The sequence below is a fragment of the Natrinema salinisoli genome, assembly GCF_020405205.1.
GTDB lineage: Archaea > Halobacteriota > Halobacteria > Halobacteriales > Natrialbaceae > Natrinema > Natrinema salinisoli.
Map to the genome: position 1 here is coordinate 2,916,614 of NZ_CP084469.1, position 23,154 is coordinate 2,939,767.

Here is a 23,154-nt window from a genome sequence, read left to right on the forward strand (position 1 = left end):
CGTACCCACTCGAAAGGTTGATAACTGGATGTCAGTTACCACCTACCCAATGAGTTCTGCCGTCGACGAGGACACTGCCAAGGCCATCAACAGCGGCCGGGAGACGATCGGCGCGTTACTCTCGGGTGCCCAACAGCACCTCCAGAAAGTGTTTATCGTCTTTCTCGTCGGCTTCGTCGGCGCCTTCTACGCGCTTCGGATGGTCGTCTGGGACTTCCTCGAGGCGACCGCGAAGGGCCAGATGAACGAGGAGATCGCCGGCTCGACCGATATCATCACCCGGACGCCGTTCGAGGTGATCCTGTTACAGGCCAAGATCGGGATGGTCGTCGGAGCGCTCTTCGCACTCCCCGCCCTGCTCTTTTTCTCTCGGAAAGCGCTCCGCCGTCGCGGCTACACCAGCGTCGTCCCGATCTCGAAGGGGTACATCGCTGGATTCGTGATTATGGCGTTGTCGTTGTTCATGGCGGGCGTCGTCTATGCCTACACCATCTTCTTCCCGTACGCGTTCGGCTTCCTCGCAAAGAACGCCGTCAGCGCCGGCGTCAAACCCAGTTACGGCATTACCGAGTTTACTGAATTTATGGCCCTTCTGACGCTCTCCTTCGGCCTCGCCGCCCAGTTGCCGTTGTTGATGGGCGCGCTTTCCTACACCGAGATCATTCCCTTCGAAACGTTCCGGGACAAGTGGCGATACGCAGTTATCGGGATCGTGATCTTCGGGGCCCTGTTCTCGCCGCCGGACCCGTTCACGCAGGTCATGTGGGCGATGCCGATGATCGTCCTCTACGTCTTCAGCCTCGGACTGGCCAAGGTCGTCACCAACGTGCGACGGCGCGGCGCGGCGACCTCCGGCGGGACGGGGACGGCACACATCAAGCGCCGCCTGCTCCAGTTCGGCGGCGCGCTCGGCGTCGTCGCCCTCGCGATCACCGTCGCCGTCGATCAGGGTGCCTTCGGGTACCTCCACGAATCGGTCTTCCCCGCGTTCCCGTCGGCGGTGCGCCCCAGCAGGCCGACCGGACTCGAGACGACGGCGATCGAACACGGACTGCTCGGCGAGGTCGCGGTCGGGCTCCTCCTCGCCGCCGCCGTCGGGCTCCTCGTCCTGCTCGGCTACACGATCTACGTGCTGCAGGAGCCGGTCTATCCGCGACCGGACGACATCCGACGGGCCGACTCCCACGAGGACGTCGACTTCGACACGCTCGAGGCGGACGATATCGAGGGCCTCTCGACGCAGGTCTTCCGGACGATGAGCGAGGAGCAGGCGCTGGAGTACTCCCGGCAGGCGATGTACGACGACGACCGATCGAAGGCCGAGGCCATCCTCGATCGCTTCGATACGGTCCAGGAGATGCAAGCCGAGGGCGGAGACGGAAGCGCAGGCGGAGCAGCGAGTGCCGGCGGGGCCGCTTCGAGTGACGACGAGGGCGGCCTCTTCGCCAACACCGCCGCCGGCATGCTCGACCCCTTCACCGAGGACGAGACCACCGAGGACGACATCGGCGGCTACGCCTACGACATCGCATTCGTCCTCAACAGCCTCGCCTCGCGGATGTTCATCATCGTCGGCATGTTCATGGCCGTCATGGGCGGCACCTTCTTCTGGCTCTACTCGGGCGGTCTCGGGAACGTACTGTTGCTCTTCCTCGATCGGATACCCCGAGACGTGCTCGCCGAGGTCGTCGGCGAAGACGTCAATCTGAGCGAGTTGAACGAGACGCAGTTCCTCCATCAGATTATCGAGGAACTGGACATCGTCGTCGCCTTACACCCCGTCGAGGTGCTCATCTTCGAGGCGAAGGTGAGCGCGCTCGCCGGCCTCGTCGCCGTGTTGCCGGTGGTGCTGTACTTCGCCTGGCCGGCCGCCAAGGAGCGCGGACTGGTCTACGGCGACCGCCGCACGTTCATCGTCTGGGGCGGCGGCCTGCTAGCCGGCTTCGCCGTCGGGACCTACCTCGGGTTCTTCTGGATCGCCCCGTCGATCATCTCGTATCTGGTCTCGGACGCCCTCGCGAACGATATCGTCGTCTCCTACCGGATCAAGAGCTTCTTCTGGCTCGTGATCTTCACCACCGTCGGGATCGGCTTTCTGCTGAACATCATCGTCACGATGGCCCTGTTCCACGTCGGCGGCATCGTCAGCTACCGCTCGATGCTCGAGCGCTGGCGGCCGGTCGTCGTCGGGATCTTCGTCCTCGCGGCCTTCTTCAGCCCGAAGGGGATCCTCATGATGCTGATCTTCTCGATCCCGATCGCGCTCACGTACCTGATCGGGCTCGCCGTCCTCTACGTCCTGACCGCCGGCGGACGGCTGTTCGACGGCGGCGGTGGCGGATCGGCGACCGATCCGAACGCCGACGGCGACACCGGAGCCACCGTCGTCGACTGACGGCTCGGTGCCGCGAGCCGACGGCTTAAGTCGGGGGCTTGCGAACGGCTAGGCAACTGATGCCAAAGATCAGCGTCGAAATCCCACAGGAGCTCCTCGACGACCTGGACGACCACGTCGGCGACGACGGCAAGTTCGTCAACCGCAGCGACGCCATCCGATCCTCGATCCGCAAAAACCTGGATATCCTGGACGAGATCGACAAACGCCACGACCGCCTCGAGGACCAGGAGTAGTGTTACTCCGCGTCGATCCGCTGGGCGAATCCGAAGTTCGGCTTCACGTCTTCGACGCGGACGTCGACGGTCTCGCCTTCCTCGGTGCCCGATACGAACAGGCGATAGCCGTCGACCGACGCGATGCCGTCGCCCTCGGTACCGACGCTTTCGATCTCGACCTCGAGTTCGTCGCCGGGCCGCACCGGTGCGGTGAGCCGCCCCTTCCCGATGAAGTAGACCTCGGAGGACTCGTCGCGGCTGGCCTTCGGTGAGGTCGCGCGAACGTACTGGAACTCCTCCTCGACGTCTGCCCGGAAGTCGTCGACGTCCGGCCCCTCGAAGACCTTCACGACGAAGTCGCCGCCGCTGTCGAGGAGTTCGAGAGCGGTCTCGAAGGCCTGCCGCGCGAGGTGCAGCGAGCGGGCCTGGTCCAGCGAGTACTCGCCGGACATGTTGGGTGCCATGTCCGAAACGACCACGTCGACGGGGCCGCCGGCGGCGTCGACGACGCGGTCGCGGGTCTTGTCCTCGGTCATGTCCCCGCGGAGCGTCTCGACGTTGTCGTGGTCGTCGAAATCCTTGATCCGCTGGAAGTCGACGCCGATGACGTTCCCGTTGGGGCCGACCGCCTCGGCGGCGACCTCGAGCCAGCCGCCGGGGGCCGCACCCAGGTCGACGACGGTGTCGCCGCCGTCGATGACGTTCTCGAGCTGGTCGAGCTGTTTGAGCTTGTAGGCCGCTCGAGAGCGGTACCCTTCCTGCTTCGCTTTGTTGTAGTAGTGGTCTTTTCCTGCCATGGCGATGTCGCTCAGTTACCGTCCCTAGACGGTCGATACGGATAGGTGACGCGACTCGTCGGTTGCGGCTATCGAACGGAGGCCCTCGGTCACCGCAATCGCGGCCAGCAGAACGCGATCGACCGTGGTTTGAAGGAAGAATCTACTACTTCGAAGCGAAGCTGCCCGCCCGTTCGGTGTCCCGTCAGGAGTCGTCGACTCGAGCGCCCTCGCGCGTAAAGGGTGCCTTTTTATGTCGACCGTCCGTACGGCGACCTATATGTTCAAGGCCATCGTGAGCGCCGAAACGCTCACCAGCGCGCTCGATTCGGTGAGCGTGCTGGTCGACGAGTGCAAGATCCACCTCGAGGAAGACGGACTGGAGATCCGGGCCGTCGACCCCGCGAACGTCGGGATGGTCGACCTCTCGCTCGATGCGTCTGCGTTCGAGTCCTACGAAGCGGACGGCGGACTGATCGGCGTCGACCTCTCGCGGCTCGAGGATATCGCTGGGATGGCCGAGTCCGGCCAGCTTATCCAGCTCGAACTCGACGAGGAAACCCGGAAGCTCCACATCCAGATCGACGGGCTCGAGTACACGCTCGCGCTCATCGATCCCGATTCGATCCGCCAGGAGCCGGACATCCCGGACCTCGATCTGCCCGCTGAGGTCGTCCTCGAGGGGAAAGACGTCAACCGCTCGGTGACCGCCGCCGACATGGTTTCCGATCACATCGCGCTCGGCGTCGACGAAACGGAGGAGTACTTCTACGTCGACGCGGAGGGCGACACCGACGACGTCCACCTCGAACTCACGCAGGAGGATCTGATCGATCTGCAGGTCGGCCCCGCTCACTCGCTGTTCTCCCTGGATTATCTCAAGGACATGAACAAGGCGATCCCCAAGGATACCGAGGTCACGCTCGATCTCGGCGAGGAGTTCCCCGTCAAGATCTACTTCGGCTTCGGGGAGGGGAAGGGCCAAGTCACGTACATGCTCGCGCCGCGGATCCAGAGCGACTGACGACCGCGCCGCTCGAGCAGTCGAACTCGTTTTTTCGGGAAGACGGCGTTCTCGAGCGATAGCTATCGTGACCCTCGGAAGTGGCGTCAGATGGGGCTCCGGATCTCGGTGTTACGTCGGTCGTCGCTCGAATTCGACCGAATCCACGGGAAATTCGCGGGCGATCCCTATACTCGATTCTTCTACTATACAATAACTGTATTATTCAAGGCGTCCATTTCTTCACCCAATCCAGATAGCTGTTAGCAATGTGTATTCTCCGGATTGCATAATTTTATTGTATTGAACAATATTTTAGATCTAGTTGTGGCAATGACATATGGACTCAGTCGAGCAACCGTATTCGTAGTGCTCGTGGCGCTGTTGCTGGTGACGTCTCCAGTCGCCATGGCAACAGGGAGCCTCACGGATGCAGGTAGCAGCGCAGATGGAGAATCGCTCACGGTTTCAGACGTACAGACGCAGTCAGGAGAAGACGTTCGGATCGAGTCCGAACTCGAGCAGTCGGCATCGTCGGCGGACACCGTCGACGTGTTCGTGCGCATGGACGCCGAGGTATCACAGTTCGCGACCGCAACCGACGCCGAGAGCGCGACCGCGCTCAAACGGGAGGCGGAAGCGACACAGCGGAGCCTCGAGACGTACGCCGAGGACGTCGACGGCGTCGAGATCGTCACCGAATTCTGGCTCACGAACGCGGCCCTCGTGGAAGTCGACACGACGCGGGTCGATATCGAGGAACTCGCGCGGATCGACGGGGTCACCGAACTCCACCCGAACTACGAGGTCGAACTCGTCGAACCGGACGCGAACGACGGGTCGGCGAACGACTCGACGGTCACCTACGGCCTCGATCAGGTGAACGCGCCCGAGGTGTGGGAGGAGTTCGACGCGACCGGTGAGGGGGTCTCGGTCGCCGTCGTCGACACCGGGCTCGCGGCATCGCACGAGCAGTTCGCGGATCGCGACGAGGTCCGGGATAACTGGGCGGAGTTCGACTTCGACGGGAGCGAAATCGAGAGCCAGCCCTACGACCGGAACGGACACGGGACCCACGTCGCCGGGACGATTCTGGGCGGTGAGGCCGACGGGCAGCGGATCGGCGTCGCACCCGACGCGGAGCTGATCCCGATCAACGTCTTCCCGGGGATGCCCGATCGGCAGTCCACGACGCTCGCGGCGATCGTCGCCGGCATGCAGGAAGCGGTCGAGCAGGGCGCCGACGTGGCGAACTTCAGCCTCGGTGGCGGCGGATACGCTGCGATCTACGTCGACGTCATCCGGAACGCCCAGCGGGCGGGCACGTTCATCGTGAGCGCCGCCGGGAACGACGGCCCTGGTGCCGAAGGAACGCCGGGGAACGTCTACGACACGCTCTCGATCGGTGCGACGGACGCGAACGAGCAGGTGGCCGAGTTCTCGACCGGCGCGACGGTGAACACCGACGAGGACTGGGGCCCCGTCGCACCGGGCGACTGGCCCGAATCGTACGCGACGCCCGACGTCTCCGCACCCGGCGTGGACGTCCGGAGCTCCTACGTCGGCGGCAACGACACCTACGCGGAACTCTCCGGGACCAGTATGGCCACGCCACACACCAGCGGCGTGGCTGCGCTTCTGGCCGCCCAGGGCGTCGAGGACCCCTACGAGATGAAATCGCTCCTCGAGGAGACGGCGACGAAGCCGGCTCCCGATCGGATCAGTCAGCGGGTCACCGCAGAAGCACGAGAGGTGAGCGACGAACAGTACGAGAACGTCTACGACGACGACGAACGCGATGTCCGGTACGGATACGGCATCATCGACGCGTACGCGGCGTCGGCAGCGCTGGCAAACGAAAGCCGGATCGACGGGACCGTCGTCGACGGCGACGGTGAACCGATCACGGATCGCTCCAACGACCTCCCGGACGGTAGCGGCCCCACGGTCACGATCGACGACGCAAATCGAACCCAGTACGCCGCCGACGGGAGTTTCGAATTCGACGTCACGGAAGGCCACCACGACGTGACCGTCTCCGGCGCGTTCGGCTACGCCGAAACGACGGAGATGATCGATGCGAGCGAACCGGTCGAGCGGGACATCGTCCTCGAGGAGCGCTTCGACCTCGCGGTCGTTCGGGGACAACCCCGTGAACTCGAGGCAGGGAGCACGGCCGAGGTCGCGGTCGACGTCGCCCACCTCGACGAACTCACCGTCGAGCTAGCCGACGAATCGACGGTCGACGAATCGAACGTGACCGTCGACCTCGTCGGCGTCGAATCGGACGTGCTTGGCAACACCGTCGCGTTCGGCGAACCGCTGACCGCGACGCCCGCCACGCTCGAGATTACCGTCGACGGAGCGAACGCGGGCGAAACGATCGAACTCGAGCACACGTTCACTGGAAGCGACGGGACGACGGAAACGGTCACGACCGGGCCGACGACCGTCGTCACCGAGGTCTCTGAGACAGACCCCCTCCGAATCGTCGAGACGGACATCGTCGAGGAGGCGCTCGCCAGCGAGCAGATCGCACCGGGTCCAGTCGTCGTCGAGAACACGGACGACGAAGTCACCCAGAACGGCACCGTGGTCTGGAAGACGCCGATCGGGGACTTCTCCTCCGAGGAGTACGAGCTCGAGCCGGGCGAGACCGCGACGTACAATCGCACGCTCTCCTTCGGTGACGGCTCGCCGGCACCGTGGTCGTACATCGCCGACACCGGCGAGACCGTCGACCATCGGTTCGTGCTGGTCAACGAAACGCTGTCTCCGATCCAGGAGGAACGGTTCACCACGGACATCGTCGGGGGCGAACTCAACGGAACGGTGACCGACGCGGACACGGGCGAGCCGCTGCCCGGTATCGAGGTCACGGCGACGAACGGCGACGCCGAGTTCAGTACCGTGACTGACAGTTCAGGCGCATACAGTATCATCGTCGACGCGCCGGGGGAGTGGACGGTCACTGCGGATGCGGCCAGCTACGGGCCGACGAGCACGACGGTCCAGTTCGACGACGATCTCGATCCGATCGAACGGAATCTCACGGTCGGCAGCGATCCAACGTTCGAGCTCTCGATGGAGGGCGGGAAGACCTACTCCGTCGGGCTGCCGGGTCCGGTCGAGGGCGGGACCGTCGGTGACGTCGTTCCCGAGGAAACCAACGCCACGGTCCTCACGTACAACGAAACGACCAACCGCTGGGTGCAGCCGAGCCCGGACGACGAACTCGAGCCGCTCGACGCGCTCCTCGTGACGCCGTTCGAGGACACCACGGTGACCGTCGAACTGGCCGGAACGCCCGGCACCGGCGACGGAGTGACGGAGCCGCGTGATATCGAGCGGGGCTGGAACTTCGTCGCACCGGCCGCCTACGACGACCCCGAGGCGGCGTTCGAGCACGATTCGGACGCCACCCTCGGCGTGTTCCGGATTCAGCGGGCACCCGACTCGAAAATGGTTCCCGAGAGCGGGTTCGGCGGCATCGGAATCTTCGAAGAAACCCACAACGCGGTCAATCCGTTCACCGGCTACTTCGTGTTCGCCTCGGAAGATACCCAGCTCGAGACTACCGTGGACGAGGGAACGACCCTCGACTCCGCCTACGAGGACCTCGAGATCGACGCCGAGCGACGGACTGGTACCGTCGAACGGAGCGTCGACGGCGCACCCGTCGCGAACGCGACGGTTCGCGTCCCGGGAACCTCGGTCTCGACAACGACGAGCACCGACGGGTCGTTCACGCTCCCGGCGCTCCCGACCGGTGTCGAGCAGGAGGTCACCGTCACCGCCGACGGCTTCGAAAACAGGACCGTGAGTCTCGACGAGAGCGAGACCGTCGAACTCCAGCAGACGGTCTTCTTCGACGTTACCGACCTCGCCGTGAACGAGACGGACCTTAGCGTGGGTGACGAGTACACGATCGAGTACGAACTCGAGAACAGGGGCACCGAACGGGCGTCAGAGATCGTCGAAGTCGAGTTCGGGCCGGGTCTCGAAGACGAGAAACGAGCGCGGCTGAGCGAGGACGTCGTCGCGATCAACAGTACGGTCGTCGAACTCGAACCCGGCGCCACGACGACGCTCGAGATCCGGTCGGAAGTGATCGACGAACAGGTCACCGGTGAGAGCCAGATCGGCGTCTTCACCCCGGACGATAGCGAAGTCGTGAACGTCACCGTCACCGACGAGAACGGTACGTCGAGTGAGATCGCGGCCGGAGCGAACGAGCGAAGTGCTTCGCTGAGGGCGATCGCGGCGTAATACTCGTCGTTTCGTTTTTCTCAGAGATGGATACAATGCCACGCGATAGAACAGCAGGAATTCGATCGGCAGGGACGTCGCGGAAGTGGGGTATCGTACTCGTAGTCATGCTACTAGTAGGGCTCTCCGCGATCGCCGTCGGTGGCGGTGTCGCAACTGCACTGCAGGATGGCGGGCCCGATTCCGCACCCAATTACTCCGACACGTATATCGGTACCGTCGAAATCGACGGCGAACCCGCACCCGTCGGAACGACCGTCACCGCCGAAATCGATGGCGAGCAACGCGGCTCGATTACCGTCGAGGAAGCCGGCGAATTCGGGTCCATGGATAACAGATTGTCAGTCTCGGGGACGGCCAACGAGACCGGAACACCCGTCACCTTTCTCGTCGACGGCGAGGAAGCCACTGCGGATCCGGCCGTCACCTTCGGTAGTGGTGGTGTGGTGAGTCTCACCGTCGAGAAGGGCTCGACACCAGCATCAGGCACAGGGTCGACCGCCGATTCCGACCCCGATCCGGATACGACGGGTCCCGACTTCGAGGTGGTCGACGGCGAACTGAGTGCCGACACCGTCCGTGTCGGCGAGCGCATCGATGTGACGGCGACCGTCGAGAACGGCGGCGGAAACGGGACCGAACCGGTCGAACTGCTCGTCGACGGTGACGTCGACACCGAACGAAAAGTGACGCTCGAGGAGGGAGCCGCCGAGAACGTGACCTTCGAGCGACCGTTTAACGAGACAGGGAGCGCCGATATCGCAGTCGGTGACCTCGAACTCGGAACGGTCACCGTCCGGGATCGAGCGCCCGCGGCGTTCGAGGTCGCTACCGCACAGGTGAGTGCGACCGAACTCGAGGCCGGCGAGAGCGTCGACGTGACGGCGACCGTCAGGAACGTCGGTGAGGAGTCGAAGACGGACACGGTCCAGCTTGTCACTGACGGATCGGTCGCTGCGGAGCGTGACGTGACCCTCGACGGCAACGAATCGGAGACGGTGTCGTTCACCGAATCCTTCGAAAGAGCCGGCGAACACGAAATCGCCGTCGGCGACGCCGACGCGAGAACGGTCACGGTCACCGACGAGGACGCCGTTCCCGGATTCGGCGTCGCAACTGCGATCGCTGCGCTGGTCGGTGCGGTCGTCGGCCTGCGCGCCCGTAACGGGTGGTCAGACCGGTAGAAGCCGCGTCCACCGGCCGCGGCGCGTTCCGCGGTGCTGGTCGGACCGCTCGCACTCGAGTCGGGGCTGATTCGCGAGCGTATCGCGTTCGGGCCCGAGGGCACTCCACGGACGGTGGCTCGAGTCCCGATCGAACGACGAGGCGGACCCGTCGTGACTTAATGAGGGGACATGGAAAGGACTGCGGCTACGAGTATCGTCCTCGTACCTGATCTATGCCCTCCAGAGACGACGGCCCCGCTCGACGCGACGCCGACTACGTCACGACGTTCGATCCGGCCGACGACCGTGCGAGCCAAGCCATCGTACATGCGGTCGCTGCCGTCATCGGGGCGGAACCGGGCGATCTCTCCCCGCTCTACGACGTCGTCGAGCCGGACGCGCTCGACTCGTTCGTCGAGCACGCCCAGCGAGTCGGCGACACCGGCACCCATCAGGTGTGGTTCACCTACGAGGGGGTCGACGTGGGCGTTCGAAGCGACGGCGAAATTCGGATCCGGGACGCCACCTCGACTGCCAGCTGAGACGACTTCGCCGGCGCGCTCGAGGCCGGGAGTCAGTCCTGCTCGTCGAGGAACGACAGCACCGTCTCGTTGACCTCGTCGGCGTTCTCGATGAAGAAGAGGTGGGAGCCGCCCTCGACGAGTTCGACGCGGCTATCGGCGATCTTCTCCTCGAGCAGCCGCGCGTTTTCGACGGGCACGACCTTGTCGTCCGTCCCGTGCAGGATCAGCGTCGGAATCCGAAGCGCGTCCAGGCGATCGCTGACGTCGAAATTCAGGACGGCGGCGGCCTGGGCCTCGCGAGCCGGGTCGTCGGCGTCCTGTTCGAGTCGCCACTCGAGGATCCGATCGATGAGGTGCGGGTTCCGGTTGGTGAAGCGGTCGTTGAACGCGGGTCGCATCCGGTGGCGCAGCGTCTCCCGCTCGCTCGCCCCGTCGGGCGTGTCGAACATGTGTTCCTGCGTCTCGTCGGGAACCGGTGCCGCGTCGGTACCGCCGTGAGTCGTACAGCACAGCGTCAGCGACTTCGCCCGGGAGTACTCGAGCGCGTAGCGCTGGGCGATCATCCCGCCCATGCTCGCGCCGACGATGTGGGCGTCGTAGATCCCCGCGTCGTCGAGGACGGCCTCGAGGTCGGCGGCCAGCCCCCCGATCGAGTAGCCCGCCAGCTTGAACAACACGAGGGCCCGGAGCTTGCCGGGCAGACGCGGGACCAGCGGCGGGAGGCCGACGTCCGAGCGGCCGGTGCCCCGGTTGTCGGGGGCGACGACGTCGTACTCGTCGGCGACGGCCTCGCGTTGCCAGCGCCACATCCACCGCCCGAACCCGAGCCCCTGCACGAACACGACTGGCGCTCGACCGTCTCCGTCGCTCCGATCGTACTCGTAGTAAATCGACACGCCGTCTCTCGTCGCCTGTGGCATACCCGGACCGACGTGTCGAACACTCTTGAAATCGATCCTCGAGCGCGGGACGCCGACGGCTGTCCGCCGGGTGACCGGAGCCGGGTGCCGGTAATACGATTATACTGCCACCGTGATCGGTGAGTAGCAGCAGCGCTGGCGATGGTCGAATCGGCGTCGCATACCGTCCGCGCTGGCAGTCATAATAAAGGACGATTGTGGTAATCAGCGCGTTTATCCCATCGGAGTAATATCGTGTTACCGATGCAGCGACTCCACGCCCGGTACCCGTTTCTCGAGGCGGCTCGCGAGTCGGTCGCGACGGAGGCGGTCGATCTGGCGACCGTCGTCGAACAGGACCGGGCGGTCGTCGACCGCGCGCGCCAACGCGTGATTACCGCGCTCGAAGAGGGTGACACGGGAGAGCCACACCGCGACGCCCGCATCGAGCTGCTCTCCTACCCGGTCGCGCGGGTGCTCGTCTCGATGGTCGACGAACGCGTTCTCGTGCGCAAGTACGCCCGCGCCGAGGCCGCGACGGCCTACGAGCGGTTCACCACGGACATGGCCGATACGACCGAACTGAAGAGCGTCGAGTCGACGGGGCTGGAGCTCGCGGACCTGCTCGCCGAGTTCGACCTGCGGGAGGCCATCCGCGCGGGAGCGGACGGCGAGGGCTACCGGATCGACGTCGGCACCTACCTGCCGCTGGCGGAGGACCTGTGGGACGACGAGTGGCGACTCGTCAATCAGCCGCTGGACGCCGGCGAGATCCCGGTCGACGAGGACGAACTCCTCACGCTCCTGCGGGAAGCGATCCGGGGCCGTATCGAGGACGGGCTTCCCTTCGAAGTGCCCGACGCCATCGCGACCGGGCTCGAGGACGACGTCGCCGAGATCCGCGAGGTGCTGGCGGACCTCGAGTTGACCCAGGACATCGACACCGTCGTGCCGGACCTCTTCCCGCCGTGTATGAAGGCGCTGCTCGATCAGATCCAGAAGGGCGAGCACCTACCCCATCACTCGCGGTTCGCGATCACGGCGTTCCTGACGAGCATCGGGATGAACACCGACCAGATCGTCGAGCTCTACCGCGTCAACTCCTCCTTCGGCGAGGAGATGACCCGCTACCAGACCGATCACATCCGCGGGGACAGTTCGCCCACGGAGTACTCCGCTCCCTCCTGTGCGACGATGCAGTCCTACGGCGACTGCGTGAACAAGGACGACCTCTGCGAACGGATCCCGCATCCGATGGCCTACTACGAGGAGCGAATCGACGAGGCCGACGACGAGGAGCTTGAAGACTGGCGGGAGAGCGAGGACGACGGGCAGTCGGCGAGCGGCGACTGACCGAGCTCGGGGTTCGGACTCGAGGGTGGATCGTCGACGGCGTCGGCCGGTTACTCACGACTGTCGGACCGTTTGTCGGGCAGTGAATCGTGAAGAAGCGCTACGGTCGTTTCAAATCGACAGCGACGAACAGTGGAGCCGCCCTCAGAACGTCCCCTTGGCGTCACCGTTGTCGTCATCGTCGTTGGTCTCGAGGCCGTCCTCGGGATCGTTCAGGGTGTAGGCCAGGCCGATGCCGACCGCGGCCATCAGGATAATGAAGCCGACGATGACGCCGATGAGCATCTGGCCGCCCTCGGGCGAGAGCGTGCTGTTTTCGGTTCCGTAGGTAGAGCCGATGGCGATCATAGCCGCCAGCATCAAGAAGACAGCACCGACCGAGACGACGATTTCGATGAGCTGCTCGCGTTCGACCATTGTCCGATCGGTTTCGCCGGGCCGGTGAAAAGCGCTTCGAAGGGGGCTGCGGCGGGGCGGGTCGATCGCGATGGTCGAAACCGCGTCGTCATATAAACGCCGACCGTGGGTACGCAAGCGTGTCCGTTATTCGACTGCAGCCCCTATCACTGTCGAATAGCCAGCCGACCAGCGATTCCCACTCCGACGCATCCATGAAAACAACAGCGTCACCGAAAGCACCGCTTCCAGTACCGTCTCCCGACCACCTCACCGAGCGATCGCGCCGGGCGCGCACCGAACCGATGTCGGTGTTGCCCCTCGGCGACGGCCTCTACGAGATCGAGTCCGCGAGCGATCACACCTACCTCGTCGATCTCGAGGCCGGCCGCTGTACCTGTCCGGACCACGTCTTCCGCGGGGCCCGGTGCAAACACGTCCGGCGGGTCGCGATCGAGATCACGGAGGGCCGGACCCCGCCGCCGGGCGAAATCGCCGTCGACTGTCACGACTGCGGCGAGACGATCTTCGTCGACGAGGAGGCACCCGCGCCGTTCTACTGTGATCGTCACACGATCTCCCCGGGCGACACCGTCCTCGACCGCGAGACCGGCGATCGCCTCACCGTCGTCGACGTCTCCGAGCTCCGGGCCGACGCCGTCGAAATCGGGGCGGCCGACTGCACCGTCGCCGAGTACGGGACGAACGAGGCGTACGACCCCGATGTCCCCGTCGTCGGCGCGGTGTATCCGCACGCGACCGTGGCGACCAACGGCGTCGTCCCGTCGTCGCTGAAGGTCTACGTCTTCCCGCGAACCCGCCTCGAGAAACCCGCGAACGGGCTGTCAGGGTAACGCACCCGTCGAACCGCCCGGACAACCGCTTCCAACGCGTCCGAAATTGAAACCGCCCGTTTTCTTGTGTACTGGTACCGATGAGCGTGCTATGGGAACGGGAATCGACTACGGCGAGTTCGACGAGGGGCGGTACGTAAACTACTGGAACCTCGACCACACGCTCCAGCGGGAACTGCGTCGGGCGTCCGAGACGGAGACGGTCGAGTGGGACGAGCCTCGACTGGCCGAGTTCGGCGAGCTGATCGGCCACACGGTCGCGGACAACGCCGATTACATCGACGATCACGGACCCGAACTCGAGACGTACGACAGGTATGGCGACGTACAGAACGTCGTCCGGTACCCGGCCGAGCAACGCGAGAACGACGAACTGGTCTACGAGGCGGGCATCGTGGCCGACGCGTTCGAGGCCCCGCCCGGCCGCGACGAACCGCTGCCGTTCAGCCACTATCTCGCCCGGTTGCATCTGCTGTGTTACGCCGACGCCGGCTTCGGCTGTCCCGTCGCGATGACGGCCGGCGCGGCGCTGGTCCTCGAGCGGTTCGACGACGGCGAACTCGCGGACTACTACCGGGGGCTCGTCAGCCGGGACTACGACGACCTGATCGAAGGCGCGATGTTCCTCACCGAAGAACAGGGCGGTAGCGACGTGGGGGCGAACGAAACCACCGCGCGGTACGACGAGACGGCCGACTGCTGGCGGCTCACGGGAGAGAAGTGGTTCTGTTCGAATATCGACGCCGAGGGGACGCTCGCGCTCGCCCGGACGGCGGACGCGCCGGCGGGAACCGACGGCCTCTCGATGTTCCTGGTCCCTCACGGCGACCCCGACGGGGGAGTCATGACCAAGGGCGACCGGCACGACTTCGACGGAGAACCGCCGGGAGACGCCGTAAACGACCAGCTGTACCGTCGGCTAAAGGACAAGCTCGGAACCATCTCCGTCCCGACCGGCGAAGTCGAGTTCGAGGAGACGGAGGCGTTCCTCGTCGGACAGGAGGAAGCCGGATTCAAACAGATGACCGAGATGCTGAACCTCGAGCGGCTGTCGAACGCCGCCGCATCGTGTGGTATCATGGGTCGATCCCTGCTCGAGAGCAAGGTGCAAGCCGCGACCCGGGAGGCGTTCGGACGGACGATCGACGAGTTCCCGCTGATGCGCGAGGATCTCGTCGACATGACCGTCGACTACGAGGCCGCGACGGCGTACGTCTACGAGGCGGGTCGGCTCTTCTCCGAGCGCGAGCGGGCGAGACGGAACGGCGACTCGAGCGACGAACTCGACGACACCTACCGGTTGCTGCGATTGCTGGTCCCGATCGCGAAGCTCCGCACGGGCCGGATGGCCGTCGACACCGCTTCCTACGCGATGGAGATTCAGGGCGGAAACGGCTACGTCGACGACTTCGTCACCAACCGGCTGCTCCGGGACGCGCAGGTGCTCCCGATCTGGGAGGGGACCGAGAACATCCTCTCGCTCGACGCGCTCCGCGCCCTCGAGCGCGAGGACGCCCACGAGCCGTTCGCGCGCGTCGTCGAGGAGCGACTCGAGGCCGTCGCCCATCCCGCGCTCGCCGACGCGGCCGACACCGTCGCCGACGAGTACGAGGAGTTGACCGGGGCGCTGATCGCGCTGGCCGGCGAAGATACCGAGTACGCCCAGCTCTCGGCCAAGCGCCTCGCCCACTACGTCTTCGAGGTCTTCACCGCCGCACTGTTGCTCGACGAGGCCCAGACCGGTCTCGAGAACGGAGACGGACGGATGGCGATGGTCGCGCGACGGTTCGTTTCGACGACGCTCGCGGACCGGGAGGCGCGAGGGATCACCGGCGGCGACCGGTTCGCCCTCGAGGCGTTCGAGCCGATCGTCCACCACGCCCCGGTCGATCCCGAGACGGTTTCGGAGGCGATCGCGGCCGACGATTGAGAGCCGAGCCGTCGGTTCGCCGCCGGCGTCCGGCATCGACCGGGACGGGACTACTCGAGCAGTTCGGCGGCCTCGTCGACGTCCATGATCCCCTGCGCGACCGCGTTCAGCACGCGAACGATCTCCTCGTCCGGTCCGTCCTGGCCGTCGTCGCCGACCTCCTCGAGCGTGACTTTTTCCGATTGACCGGTGAACTCGGGGAAGTCCGTCCCCTCCGCGAGGGCGGTTTCCTTCTTGACGCGGTAGTTCCCGCCGTCGGTGACGTGGAGGTCGCCGGGGTGGAAGAAGTACCAGTCCTCGCGGTCGAAGCGGACGCCGATACGGGGTTTCGCGCCGAAGTTTCGCGCGAAGAAGGTCAGCGCCTCGACCTCCTCGCCGGTGAGGTAGATCGGATCGCCCGAACTCGACTTCGCTTCGATCGCGTAGAACTGCTCGCCGTCGCCGGCGAGCACGTCGGGGAGTTCGCGCTCGGTCGCGGAGCCGCTGGCGGGCGCGCGCATCACCGCGAAGCCGGCCCCGTCGAGTTCGTTGACGAGTTCCCGCTCGCGGCGGTCGCCCTTCGCCTGAGACATACCTCTCCCTCACTCGCGGCCGCTAATAATAGGACCGGACGGCGCGGCGGACGTGGTCCGCTGCTGACGCTTAGAGCGGAACGGCCATCGCGACGTCGACCAGCAGCGACGACGTGGGGTCGGCGGCTTCGAGGTCGTACTCGAGGGCGAGGTAGAGGAGCCCGAACTGGAACCCGTTGAACACGGCGTGGGCGGCGATGGGAACGAGGAGGTTGTCGGTCTTCGCGTAGAGGTAGCCGAAGATGGCCGCGCCGCCGACGACGACGGTGACCGGAACTGCGGTCGCGAGCAGCGACTCCGAGAGGGCGGCGTACACCGGGAAGTGAATCAGGCCGAAGATGACGCTGGCGATGGCGACGGATTGCAGGCGAGAGAACGCATCGTAGAGTCGTTTCTGGACGATGTTCCGGTAGAGGAATTCCTCGGCGGGTGCGTTGAAGAGGAACACGATGACGATCATGACGAGTACCATCGTCTGATCGTCACCGATGTAGGTCGAGACCTGGTTCTCGGCGGCCGGCAGCGAGAGTACCTGGACGGTCACGCTGACGAGAACGTAAAACGCGAGGCCGCCGAGGATACCGGCGAGGACGTACCCCCACTCCCGTCGCGTCGGCATCCGAAGGTCGACGTACGCCCAGCCCCGGCCGGTGGCGGCGAGATAGATGGCTCCCGCGAGGGCGAACCCGACGAAGTTCAGGATCAACAGCGTCGCCCGACTGGCGATCGACGTCTCCGTCGGCGCGGTAAAGAGCGCCGGATCGAGCAACAGCGCCGGCAGCGTCGTAAACTGCGCCGCAAACAGGCCGGATATCGCGAGCCCGGCGGCGATGAGCGTCGACCAGAGCGGATCATCGGTCCAGCGGCGTGAAGACGTTGCCATGTGGACCGGTAGGGTCACCGGGCCCTTGGGCGTTCCTCTCCGCGTCGAGCCGTCCGGTCTCGCGTGGTCGAAACCGGAACCCGCGCTCACTCCGCGGGAACCGGAACCTCGTCCTCGAATAACTGTGCCAACAGCCGCTGCTGACCGACCCGCAGGTGCCGATTGACCGTCGGCTGGGTCACGTCGAGCATGTCGGCGATCTCCTCGCCGGTGCTCTCGCGGGGCCACTCGAAGAAGCCGGCGAAGTACGCGGTCCGCAGCACCTCGAGTTGCCGGTCGGTGAGGCCGTCGAACAGCGACGTGACGAGTTCGCCTCGCGTCCCCATGGAGCGCTCGACGTGGCGGCGGGCCTGCAGTTCGACGGTCGTGTACTGGTCACGGAGCATCTCGACGAACTCGCGAACGTCGGTTCCCGTGGGGACGTCCACGGTGACTTCCATGCCGTCCCCGGCAGCGGTCATCGAGCGCGGGCTGCCACCGTGTCGAACCAGCCGTGAGGCGACGATATCGCCCGTGACGGTCGCCTCGAACCGGCACTCGTCGTCGTCCGTCTCGCTGATCAGTCGATACGCGGTGACCGAGACGAGGTCGTCGAGGGCCGCCCGGACTTCGTCGGCCGGGACGCCGCTGGTTTCGAAGAACAGCACCATCTCGTCGGTGGAGTGAGCCCCGAGACCCTCGTACTCGACGGTGGCCCCCGTCGTCGTCGCGATCCGGGAGAGAGGATCGTCAGAGCCCTCGATCTCGAGCGTGAGTTCGAGCAGCGTTTCGGCGTGGAGCGCCTCTCGCGTCTTGGCCGCGGTGATGGCGCTCGCGATGCCCTCCCCGAGTTCCGTCAGCACCGTCCGCTCGAGCTCACCGAACGCGTCCGGCTCGTCCGCGTAGACCGTGAGGACGCCGTACGTGTACTCGGCGTAGGAGATGGGGACGCTTATGACCGACTGGAACCCGCGGTTCAGGGCCTCTCGCCGCCACTCCTCGTCCTGGAGCCCGTCGACGACGTTCGAAACGACCGTCGGCGTTTCGCTCCGGGCGGTCCGGACGGCCGGCTCGGTCGCCCCGTCGTGCTCGAGCGGGACGTCGTCCAGATACTCCTGTCCGGGGCCGGCCCAGGCTCGGGGCTCGAGTCGCGTCCCGCTGGCGTCGAGCGCGCCGATCCACCCGAACGCGATGTCGTCGGCCTCGAGCAGTCGGTCAGTGACGGTGCGTTCGATCTCCTCCCGACCGTCGGCCCCGATGAGCGACTGGTCGATGCGCCGGATGAGTTCGGTGATCGAGATCTGGCGGTTGAGCCGCCGGTTCCGGTCCTCGAGTTCGGCCTCCCGCTCGCGGAGGCTGGCCTCGCTCTCGAGGCGGTCGAACGCGGCCTCGGTCGTGGCGACGAGCGTCTCGATGAGCTGGCGGGCTCCGGTGTCGATCGCCTCGCCGCTGGACGCGACCGCGAAGACGCCGTGATCGCCGACCGGGACGACGACGCCGCGTTCGACGTCCGGACCGAACACCTGCGATTGATCGAACGACGCCGGATCGTCGACGACCGTTCCCGCCTCGGTCACGTAGGCGTTCCAGAGGGCGGAGTCAGGATCGCCGACGGCGACCGACGGCGGCCCCGCACAGAGCGTCGCGAACTCGTCAGTGTACGCGACCGGCTCGAGCCGGTTCACCTCGGGGTCGAGTTGATAGACGGCCACGCCCGACGCGTCGAGGATTTCCGCGGCCGTCTCGACGACTAGCTCCGCGACTTCCGCTTCGGAATCGGTCCCGAGCAAGTCGCGAGCAGCGGTGTGGAGCGATTCGAGTGCGAATTCGTGCTCCTTGCGCGGGGTGATATCGTTGTTGATTCCGACCATCCGACTGCCGCCACCCTCCTTGCTCACGACCCGAGCGCGTGCCCCGACCCAGATCCGGGTCCCGTCCTCGTGGCGCAACCTGAACTCCGTCTGGAACAGCTCGTCGTTCGCGATCGCCCGATCGACCGCCGTCTCGATCCGCGGGAGATCGTCCGGATGGACGTACTCCTCGAACGCGTCGAACGTCCCCTCGAACGATCCCGGTTCGAGTCCGACTATTCGCTCGAGCGTCTCGTTCCAGGAAACCGTATCGGTGTCCAGATCCCACTCCCAGACGCCCGTGTTCGTCCCTTCCAGTGCGAGTTCGAGACGGCGTTTGGTCTCGCGGAGATCCCGCTCGCGGTTCTTTCGTTCCGTCACGTCCCGACTGATCGCGATAAATCGGTTTTCGTTGTCGATATCGATACAGATCTGGTGGACTTCGACGGGGAACGTCGAGCCGTCGCGACGCCGGTACTGCGACTCGAACTTCCGCCGTTCACCGACCGATAGGTCCTCGAGGAAGGTCACGACATGGTCCGAGTCGAACGCGGAATCGTGTTCCCAGATGTTCGTTCCGACCAGCTCGTGCTTGGCGTAGCCCAACTCGTCGGCGAACCGCCGATTCGCGTCGACGATCGTCCCAGCGGTATCGAGGACGTTGATCATGTCGGGGGAGTTCTCGAACAGCGCCTCGAGCCGAGAGCTCGTCGTTTCGAGTCGACGCTCGCGCTCCTTGCGCTCGGTGATATCGCGGACGACGCCCGCGGTTCCGGCGAACTCGCCGTCTCCCATCGGTAACAGCGCGATGTGGTTTTCTACGTCGATCAGGTCGTCGTCGGCGGTCTCGAGGGCGATCTCGACCGTTCGGGAGGGGTCGTCGGATCGGAGCAGTTCGCGGATCATCTCCTGGGCGTTCTCGACGTCCGCCGCCGGGATCACGGTCGCCGCGGGCTCGCCGAGCAGCTCCCCCGGCTCGTATCCGAGGATCCGCGTGACGGCGTCGTTCAGGAAGGTAAAGCGGCCCGCCTCGTCCAGCGTGTACACCAGTTCGTCGAGCGCCTGAACGATCGTCTCGAAGCGCTCGAGTTCGCGTTCGCGCTCCTTGCGGCCGGTGATGTCCTGTATCGACCCGCGAATGGCGACGACCTCGTCGCCCTCGGTGACGGGTTCGCCGATAACCCGCACCCACCGCTCGGATCCGTTGCCGGAAAACAGTCGCACCTCGAGATCGTAACTCTCGCCGTCCGCGATCGCGGCACGCGTTGCTCGCGCGACTTCGGGGTAGTCTTCGGGGTGGTAGAATTCCAAGGAGTCCGCCGGACCGACGTCCGCCCCGGGAGGGATATCGAACAGCTGATACAGCCCTTCCGTGACCGCCAACTCGTTCTCGTCGGGGCGAACGTCGAGCTCCCAGCCGGCGAACCCCGCGATCCGCTGGGCCTGTTCGAGCAGCTCCGTCGTCCGCTCGAGTTCGCGTTCGCGCTCCTTGCGCTCGGTGATGTCCTGAACGGAGCCCTGAATTTTGACGATTTCCCCGCCCTCGTACACGGGTTCGCCGATCGACCGAACCCAGCGGCGATCGCCGTCCGCCGTGATCAACCGCAACTCGAGGTCGTAGCTCTCTCCGTTCTCGAGCGCCCCGTCGATTGCGGCCTCGATGCGGGAGCGGTCGTCGGGATGGTAGAACTCGACGCCGCGATCCACATCGATTGGGTCGTCAATCGGAACGTCATGGATCCGGTACACCTCGTCGCTCCACTCCAGTTCGGGCGGGTCGACGGTCGCGTCGAGTTCCCACCCACCGACGTTCGCCAGCCGCTGGGCCTGAGAGAGCAGCCGCCTCGTCCGCTCGAGCGTTCGTTCTCGCTCCTTTCGGTCGGAGATGTCGCGGCCGATGCCGGCTTCGACCGGGGTTCCGTCGGGATCCTCGAGCACCGACGCGATGAACTCGTAGGGGACTCGCTCGCCCGATTTCGTTTCGAGTGCCGCTTCGACGTGCGTATCCCCCGTTTCGAAGGCTTCCTCGACCGAGTCTCGGATGATCGGCCGATTCGTCTCGTCGAAGAAGTCCAGGGCGTTCATCCCGGCGATCTCGTCGTCCGTATAGCCCGTCACCTCGGCCAGCGACTCGTTCCAGCGCCGGAGGTCGCCGTCGTCGTCGAGGAGGTAGAAGACGTCGTCCAGCGCGTCCAACACGTCGTTCATGAACATTTCGTAGCGCTCGAGGTGCTGTTCCTTGGTCGTGCGCTCGCTGACGTCGCGACCGATGCCGGCGATGACCCGGTTTCCAGCCGGATCCTCGAGCGCCGAGGCCGAGAATTCGTACGGAATCGTCTCGCCCGACTTCGTCTCGATCCTCGATTCGACCCGGGTTCGACCGGTCTCGAGGGCCTCTTCGATCGCGTTCGCGACCATTTCACAGTTCGATTCGTCGAAGAAGTCCAGCGCGTGCATCTCCGCGATCTTGTCGTCCACGTAGCCCGTTACCTCGGTCAGCGACTCGTTCCAGCGCTGCAACTCGCCGTCCTCGTCGAGCAGATAGACGACGTCGTCGACGGCGTCCAGCATGTCGTCGGTGAACTCGCGGGCGCGCTCGAGTCGTTGTTCTCGTTCCCGAATCTGGCGAACGTACCGTCGGCGTTCGAACGACTGACTGAGCCACCGGGCCATCAGGTCGATAAACGACTTTTCGGCCGGCGTAAACGGTCGATCTCGAGGTTCGGAGTTCAGAAAGCACAGCGTCCCGTAGCGGTCGTCCTCGACCGTGATCTTCCCGCCGACGTAGCAACTGATGCCCAGCTGGTCGGCGATCGGATGATCCGCTCGCCCCGTCGCCGCGGCGTCGTAGATCCCCAGAATATCGTCCGACCCGATCGTCTCCTGACAGTAGGTCGTCGAGAGGTCCAGCACCGTTCCCTCCCGGTCACCCTCGCGTCCGACGGCCGTCTCGATCTCGTACCGGTCGGCCGACTCGTCGATCCGAGCGATGAGCCCCGTCTCGACGCCCAGCCGCTCACAGCCGAGCTCGAGCAGTCGACGAACCTTCGTCTCACCCTGGCAGTTGGGGTCCGACGTGATCCGATAGAGGTCCTGTCGATAGCGTTCGCTCTCGGCACGCCGTCGTTCGCGATCACGTACCGCTCCCGCCAGGTCGTCGACGGCCGCCGAAAGCCGTCCGATATCGTCGTCCCGGTCGATCGTAAAGTCGATCGGACGATCCGTGTCGACGGGTCCGTCACCGGTCTCCTCGGCGAACGCCGTGGGCCGTTCGTCCTCGATTCGAGAGACGAACTGTCGGAGCTGGTCGGTCAGGCGTTCGATGTCGCCCCTCGGATCCGATCCGCTTCGTGCGGCGAGACCGACGACGAACACTCCCGGTCCCGGCGCCGGTCCGATTCCCAGCGTTGCGGGCTCCAAAAGCAGTAGCCCCGCCCCGACGCCGATCACGATACCGATCACGCCGAGAATCCCTCCCAACGGCCGTCGCGACCCGGCCGCGAGTATCCTGGCGTAAACCGCAGTAACGATCATGGACCTCTTATGCGACGCTTGACAAAGATACGCGCGGTTGGTTCCGCGTTCAACACATAAGTATCAGTAGGAGTCAATTACGACGATAACTCCCGAAAGAACGAAACTCGAACCGGAGCCGAACCATAGCACCCGCGGCTTCGGTCGATCAGGTCCCAGAACCCGATCGCAGTCGGGCTGTTTCTCCGACACACTATACACGTAGCGTCGCCGCCGCGAGGAAATTACGTGTATAACGAGCAAGCGGAAACCCTCCAGTGTCGTCCCTCTATCCAAGATGCCTGGGACCACACTGGATTACCACAACGACTCGATCAGTCTGCGGGTCGTCGAAGCGCTCGCGGACGCGACCGACACCGATGCACACGAACTCGAGCCGCTGTACAACGTCGTCGATCCCGAAGCGCTCGATACCCTCTTCGAGCGCGACTCGAACGTCCCGATTCGCGTCGAGTTCGAGTATGACGATTCGTCGGTCGAAGTTCGAAGCGACGGTACCGTCACGGTCGACGGAACGGTCCATGACGATCGGTGAGCAGTGTCGACTCCATCG

The 23,154-nt window shown here is 65.2% G+C and carries 16 protein-coding genes; 10 read left to right on the top strand and 6 right to left on the bottom strand.

The features are described 5' to 3' along the window. Positions 1–49: 49 nt before the first annotated feature. Together LDB05_RS14440 and LDB05_RS14445 are read left to right on the top strand one after the other, a co-directional pair. Positions 50–2,395, top strand: a complete 2,346-nt coding sequence (locus tag LDB05_RS14440; RefSeq protein WP_226004692.1) for a twin-arginine translocase subunit TatC — start codon at positions 50–52, stop codon at positions 2,393–2,395. A gap of 59 nt (positions 2,396–2,454) precedes the next feature. Then, positions 2,455–2,631: a hypothetical protein gene (locus LDB05_RS14445; RefSeq protein ID WP_007109894.1), complete on the top strand. Its 177-nt coding sequence runs from the start codon at positions 2,455–2,457 to the stop codon at positions 2,629–2,631. A gap of 2 nt (positions 2,632–2,633) precedes the next feature. On the opposite strand, the gene LDB05_RS14450 is transcribed toward LDB05_RS14445, so the two are convergent. Further along, the gene (locus LDB05_RS14450) at positions 2,634–3,410 is read right to left on the bottom strand and encodes a 23S rRNA (uridine(2552)-2'-O)-methyltransferase (RefSeq protein ID WP_226004693.1); all 777 of its coding nucleotides are present in this window, start codon (positions 3,408–3,410) and stop codon (positions 2,634–2,636) included. Between the two features lie 259 nt (positions 3,411–3,669). On the opposite strand from LDB05_RS14450, the gene LDB05_RS14455 reads away from it, so the two are divergent. From LDB05_RS14455 to LDB05_RS14470, 4 genes are all read left to right on the top strand, one after another. After that, positions 3,670–4,413 (top strand): DNA polymerase sliding clamp, encoded by a 744-nt coding sequence (locus LDB05_RS14455; RefSeq protein ID WP_226004694.1) that lies wholly within the window; start codon positions 3,670–3,672, stop codon positions 4,411–4,413. Positions 4,414–4,725: 312 nt separating this feature from the next. Then, positions 4,726–8,661 carry a S8 family serine peptidase gene (locus LDB05_RS14460; RefSeq protein ID WP_226004695.1) on the top strand — a complete coding sequence of 1,312 codons (3,936 nt, stop codon included), beginning with the start codon at positions 4,726–4,728 and terminating at the stop codon, positions 8,659–8,661. A 107-nt stretch (positions 8,662–8,768) separates the two neighbouring features. Next, positions 8,769–9,845, top strand: a complete 1,077-nt coding sequence (locus tag LDB05_RS14465) for a CARDB domain-containing protein (RefSeq protein WP_226004696.1) — start codon at positions 8,769–8,771, stop codon at positions 9,843–9,845. Positions 9,846–10,060: 215 nt separating this feature from the next. Next, positions 10,061–10,369: a HalOD1 output domain-containing protein gene (locus LDB05_RS14470; protein WP_226004697.1), complete on the top strand. Its 309-nt coding sequence runs from the start codon at positions 10,061–10,063 to the stop codon at positions 10,367–10,369. Between the two features lie 32 nt (positions 10,370–10,401). Here the strand turns inward: LDB05_RS14470 and LDB05_RS14475 are convergent, their stop codons facing one another. Continuing rightward, a complete protein-coding gene (locus LDB05_RS14475; protein ID WP_226004698.1) occupies positions 10,402–11,271 on the bottom strand; it encodes an alpha/beta fold hydrolase in 870 nt (289 codons plus the stop codon). 243 nt (positions 11,272–11,514) lie between these two features. Between LDB05_RS14475 and priL the strand changes: the two genes are divergently transcribed. Further along, positions 11,515–12,603 (top strand): DNA primase regulatory subunit PriL, encoded by a 1,089-nt coding sequence (priL, locus tag LDB05_RS14480; protein WP_226004699.1) that lies wholly within the window; start codon positions 11,515–11,517, stop codon positions 12,601–12,603. A gap of 144 nt (positions 12,604–12,747) precedes the next feature. Here priL and LDB05_RS14485 read toward each other — a convergent pair whose 3' ends face one another. Further along, on the bottom strand, positions 12,748–13,020 hold the full coding sequence (locus LDB05_RS14485; RefSeq protein ID WP_226004700.1) for a DUF7472 family protein: 273 nt from the start codon (positions 13,018–13,020) through the stop codon (positions 12,748–12,750). A gap of 194 nt (positions 13,021–13,214) precedes the next feature. Between LDB05_RS14485 and LDB05_RS14490 the strand changes: the two genes are divergently transcribed. Beyond that, entirely contained in the window at positions 13,215–13,853 is a 639-nt protein-coding gene (locus tag LDB05_RS14490) for an SWIM zinc finger family protein (RefSeq protein WP_226004701.1), read from the top strand. A 91-nt stretch (positions 13,854–13,944) separates the two neighbouring features. Then, on the top strand, positions 13,945–15,783 hold the full coding sequence (locus LDB05_RS14495; RefSeq protein ID WP_226004702.1) for an acyl-CoA dehydrogenase family protein: 1,839 nt from the start codon (positions 13,945–13,947) through the stop codon (positions 15,781–15,783). A gap of 50 nt (positions 15,784–15,833) precedes the next feature. Here the strand turns inward: LDB05_RS14495 and hjc are convergent, their stop codons facing one another. From hjc to LDB05_RS14510, 3 genes are all read right to left on the bottom strand, one after another. Next, positions 15,834–16,355: a Holliday junction resolvase Hjc gene (hjc, locus tag LDB05_RS14500; protein WP_226004703.1), complete on the bottom strand. Its 522-nt coding sequence runs from the start codon at positions 16,353–16,355 to the stop codon at positions 15,834–15,836. A gap of 70 nt (positions 16,356–16,425) precedes the next feature. After that, complete coding sequence (locus tag LDB05_RS14505) at positions 16,426–17,238, bottom strand: CPBP family intramembrane glutamic endopeptidase (RefSeq protein ID WP_226004704.1); 813 nt, start codon at positions 17,236–17,238, stop codon at positions 16,426–16,428. Positions 17,239–17,324: 86 nt separating this feature from the next. Continuing rightward, positions 17,325–22,601 (bottom strand): PAS domain S-box protein, encoded by a 5,277-nt coding sequence (locus LDB05_RS14510; RefSeq protein ID WP_425498570.1) that lies wholly within the window; start codon positions 22,599–22,601, stop codon positions 17,325–17,327. Positions 22,602–22,878: 277 nt separating this feature from the next. On the opposite strand from LDB05_RS14510, the gene ddfA reads away from it, so the two are divergent. Next, positions 22,879–23,136, top strand: coding sequence for a DdfA family disk-determining factor (gene ddfA / locus LDB05_RS14515; RefSeq protein ID WP_226004706.1), 258 nt, complete (start codon positions 22,879–22,881; stop codon positions 23,134–23,136). Positions 23,137–23,154: the final 18 nt, after the last annotated feature.

Bases quoted from the DNA above. Each gene is read 5' to 3' on its own strand.
- LDB05_RS14440 (WP_226004692.1), top strand. From the start codon at position 50: ATGAGTTCTGCCGTCGACGAGGACACTGCCAAGGCCATCAACAGCGGC.
- LDB05_RS14445 (WP_007109894.1), top strand. From the start codon at position 2,455: ATGCCAAAGATCAGCGTCGAAATCCCACAGGAGCTCCTCGACGACCTG.
- LDB05_RS14450 (WP_226004693.1), bottom strand. From the start codon at position 3,410: ATGGCAGGAAAAGACCACTACTACAACAAAGCGAAGCAGGAAGGGTAC.
- LDB05_RS14455 (WP_226004694.1), top strand. From the start codon at position 3,670: ATGTTCAAGGCCATCGTGAGCGCCGAAACGCTCACCAGCGCGCTCGAT.
- LDB05_RS14460 (WP_226004695.1), top strand. From the start codon at position 4,726: ATGACATATGGACTCAGTCGAGCAACCGTATTCGTAGTGCTCGTGGCG.
- LDB05_RS14465 (WP_226004696.1), top strand. From the start codon at position 8,769: ATGCTACTAGTAGGGCTCTCCGCGATCGCCGTCGGTGGCGGTGTCGCA.
- LDB05_RS14470 (WP_226004697.1), top strand. From the start codon at position 10,061: ATGCCCTCCAGAGACGACGGCCCCGCTCGACGCGACGCCGACTACGTC.
- LDB05_RS14475 (WP_226004698.1), bottom strand. From the start codon at position 11,271: ATGCCACAGGCGACGAGAGACGGCGTGTCGATTTACTACGAGTACGAT.
- priL (WP_226004699.1), top strand. From the start codon at position 11,515: ATGCAGCGACTCCACGCCCGGTACCCGTTTCTCGAGGCGGCTCGCGAG.
- LDB05_RS14485 (WP_226004700.1), bottom strand. From the start codon at position 13,020: ATGGTCGAACGCGAGCAGCTCATCGAAATCGTCGTCTCGGTCGGTGCT.
- LDB05_RS14490 (WP_226004701.1), top strand. From the start codon at position 13,215: ATGAAAACAACAGCGTCACCGAAAGCACCGCTTCCAGTACCGTCTCCC.
- LDB05_RS14495 (WP_226004702.1), top strand. From the start codon at position 13,945: ATGGGAACGGGAATCGACTACGGCGAGTTCGACGAGGGGCGGTACGTA.
- hjc (WP_226004703.1), bottom strand. From the start codon at position 16,355: ATGTCTCAGGCGAAGGGCGACCGCCGCGAGCGGGAACTCGTCAACGAA.
- LDB05_RS14505 (WP_226004704.1), bottom strand. From the start codon at position 17,238: ATGGCAACGTCTTCACGCCGCTGGACCGATGATCCGCTCTGGTCGACG.
- LDB05_RS14510 (WP_425498570.1), bottom strand. From the start codon at position 22,601: ATGATCGTTACTGCGGTTTACGCCAGGATACTCGCGGCCGGGTCGCGA.
- ddfA (WP_226004706.1), top strand. From the start codon at position 22,879: ATGCCTGGGACCACACTGGATTACCACAACGACTCGATCAGTCTGCGG.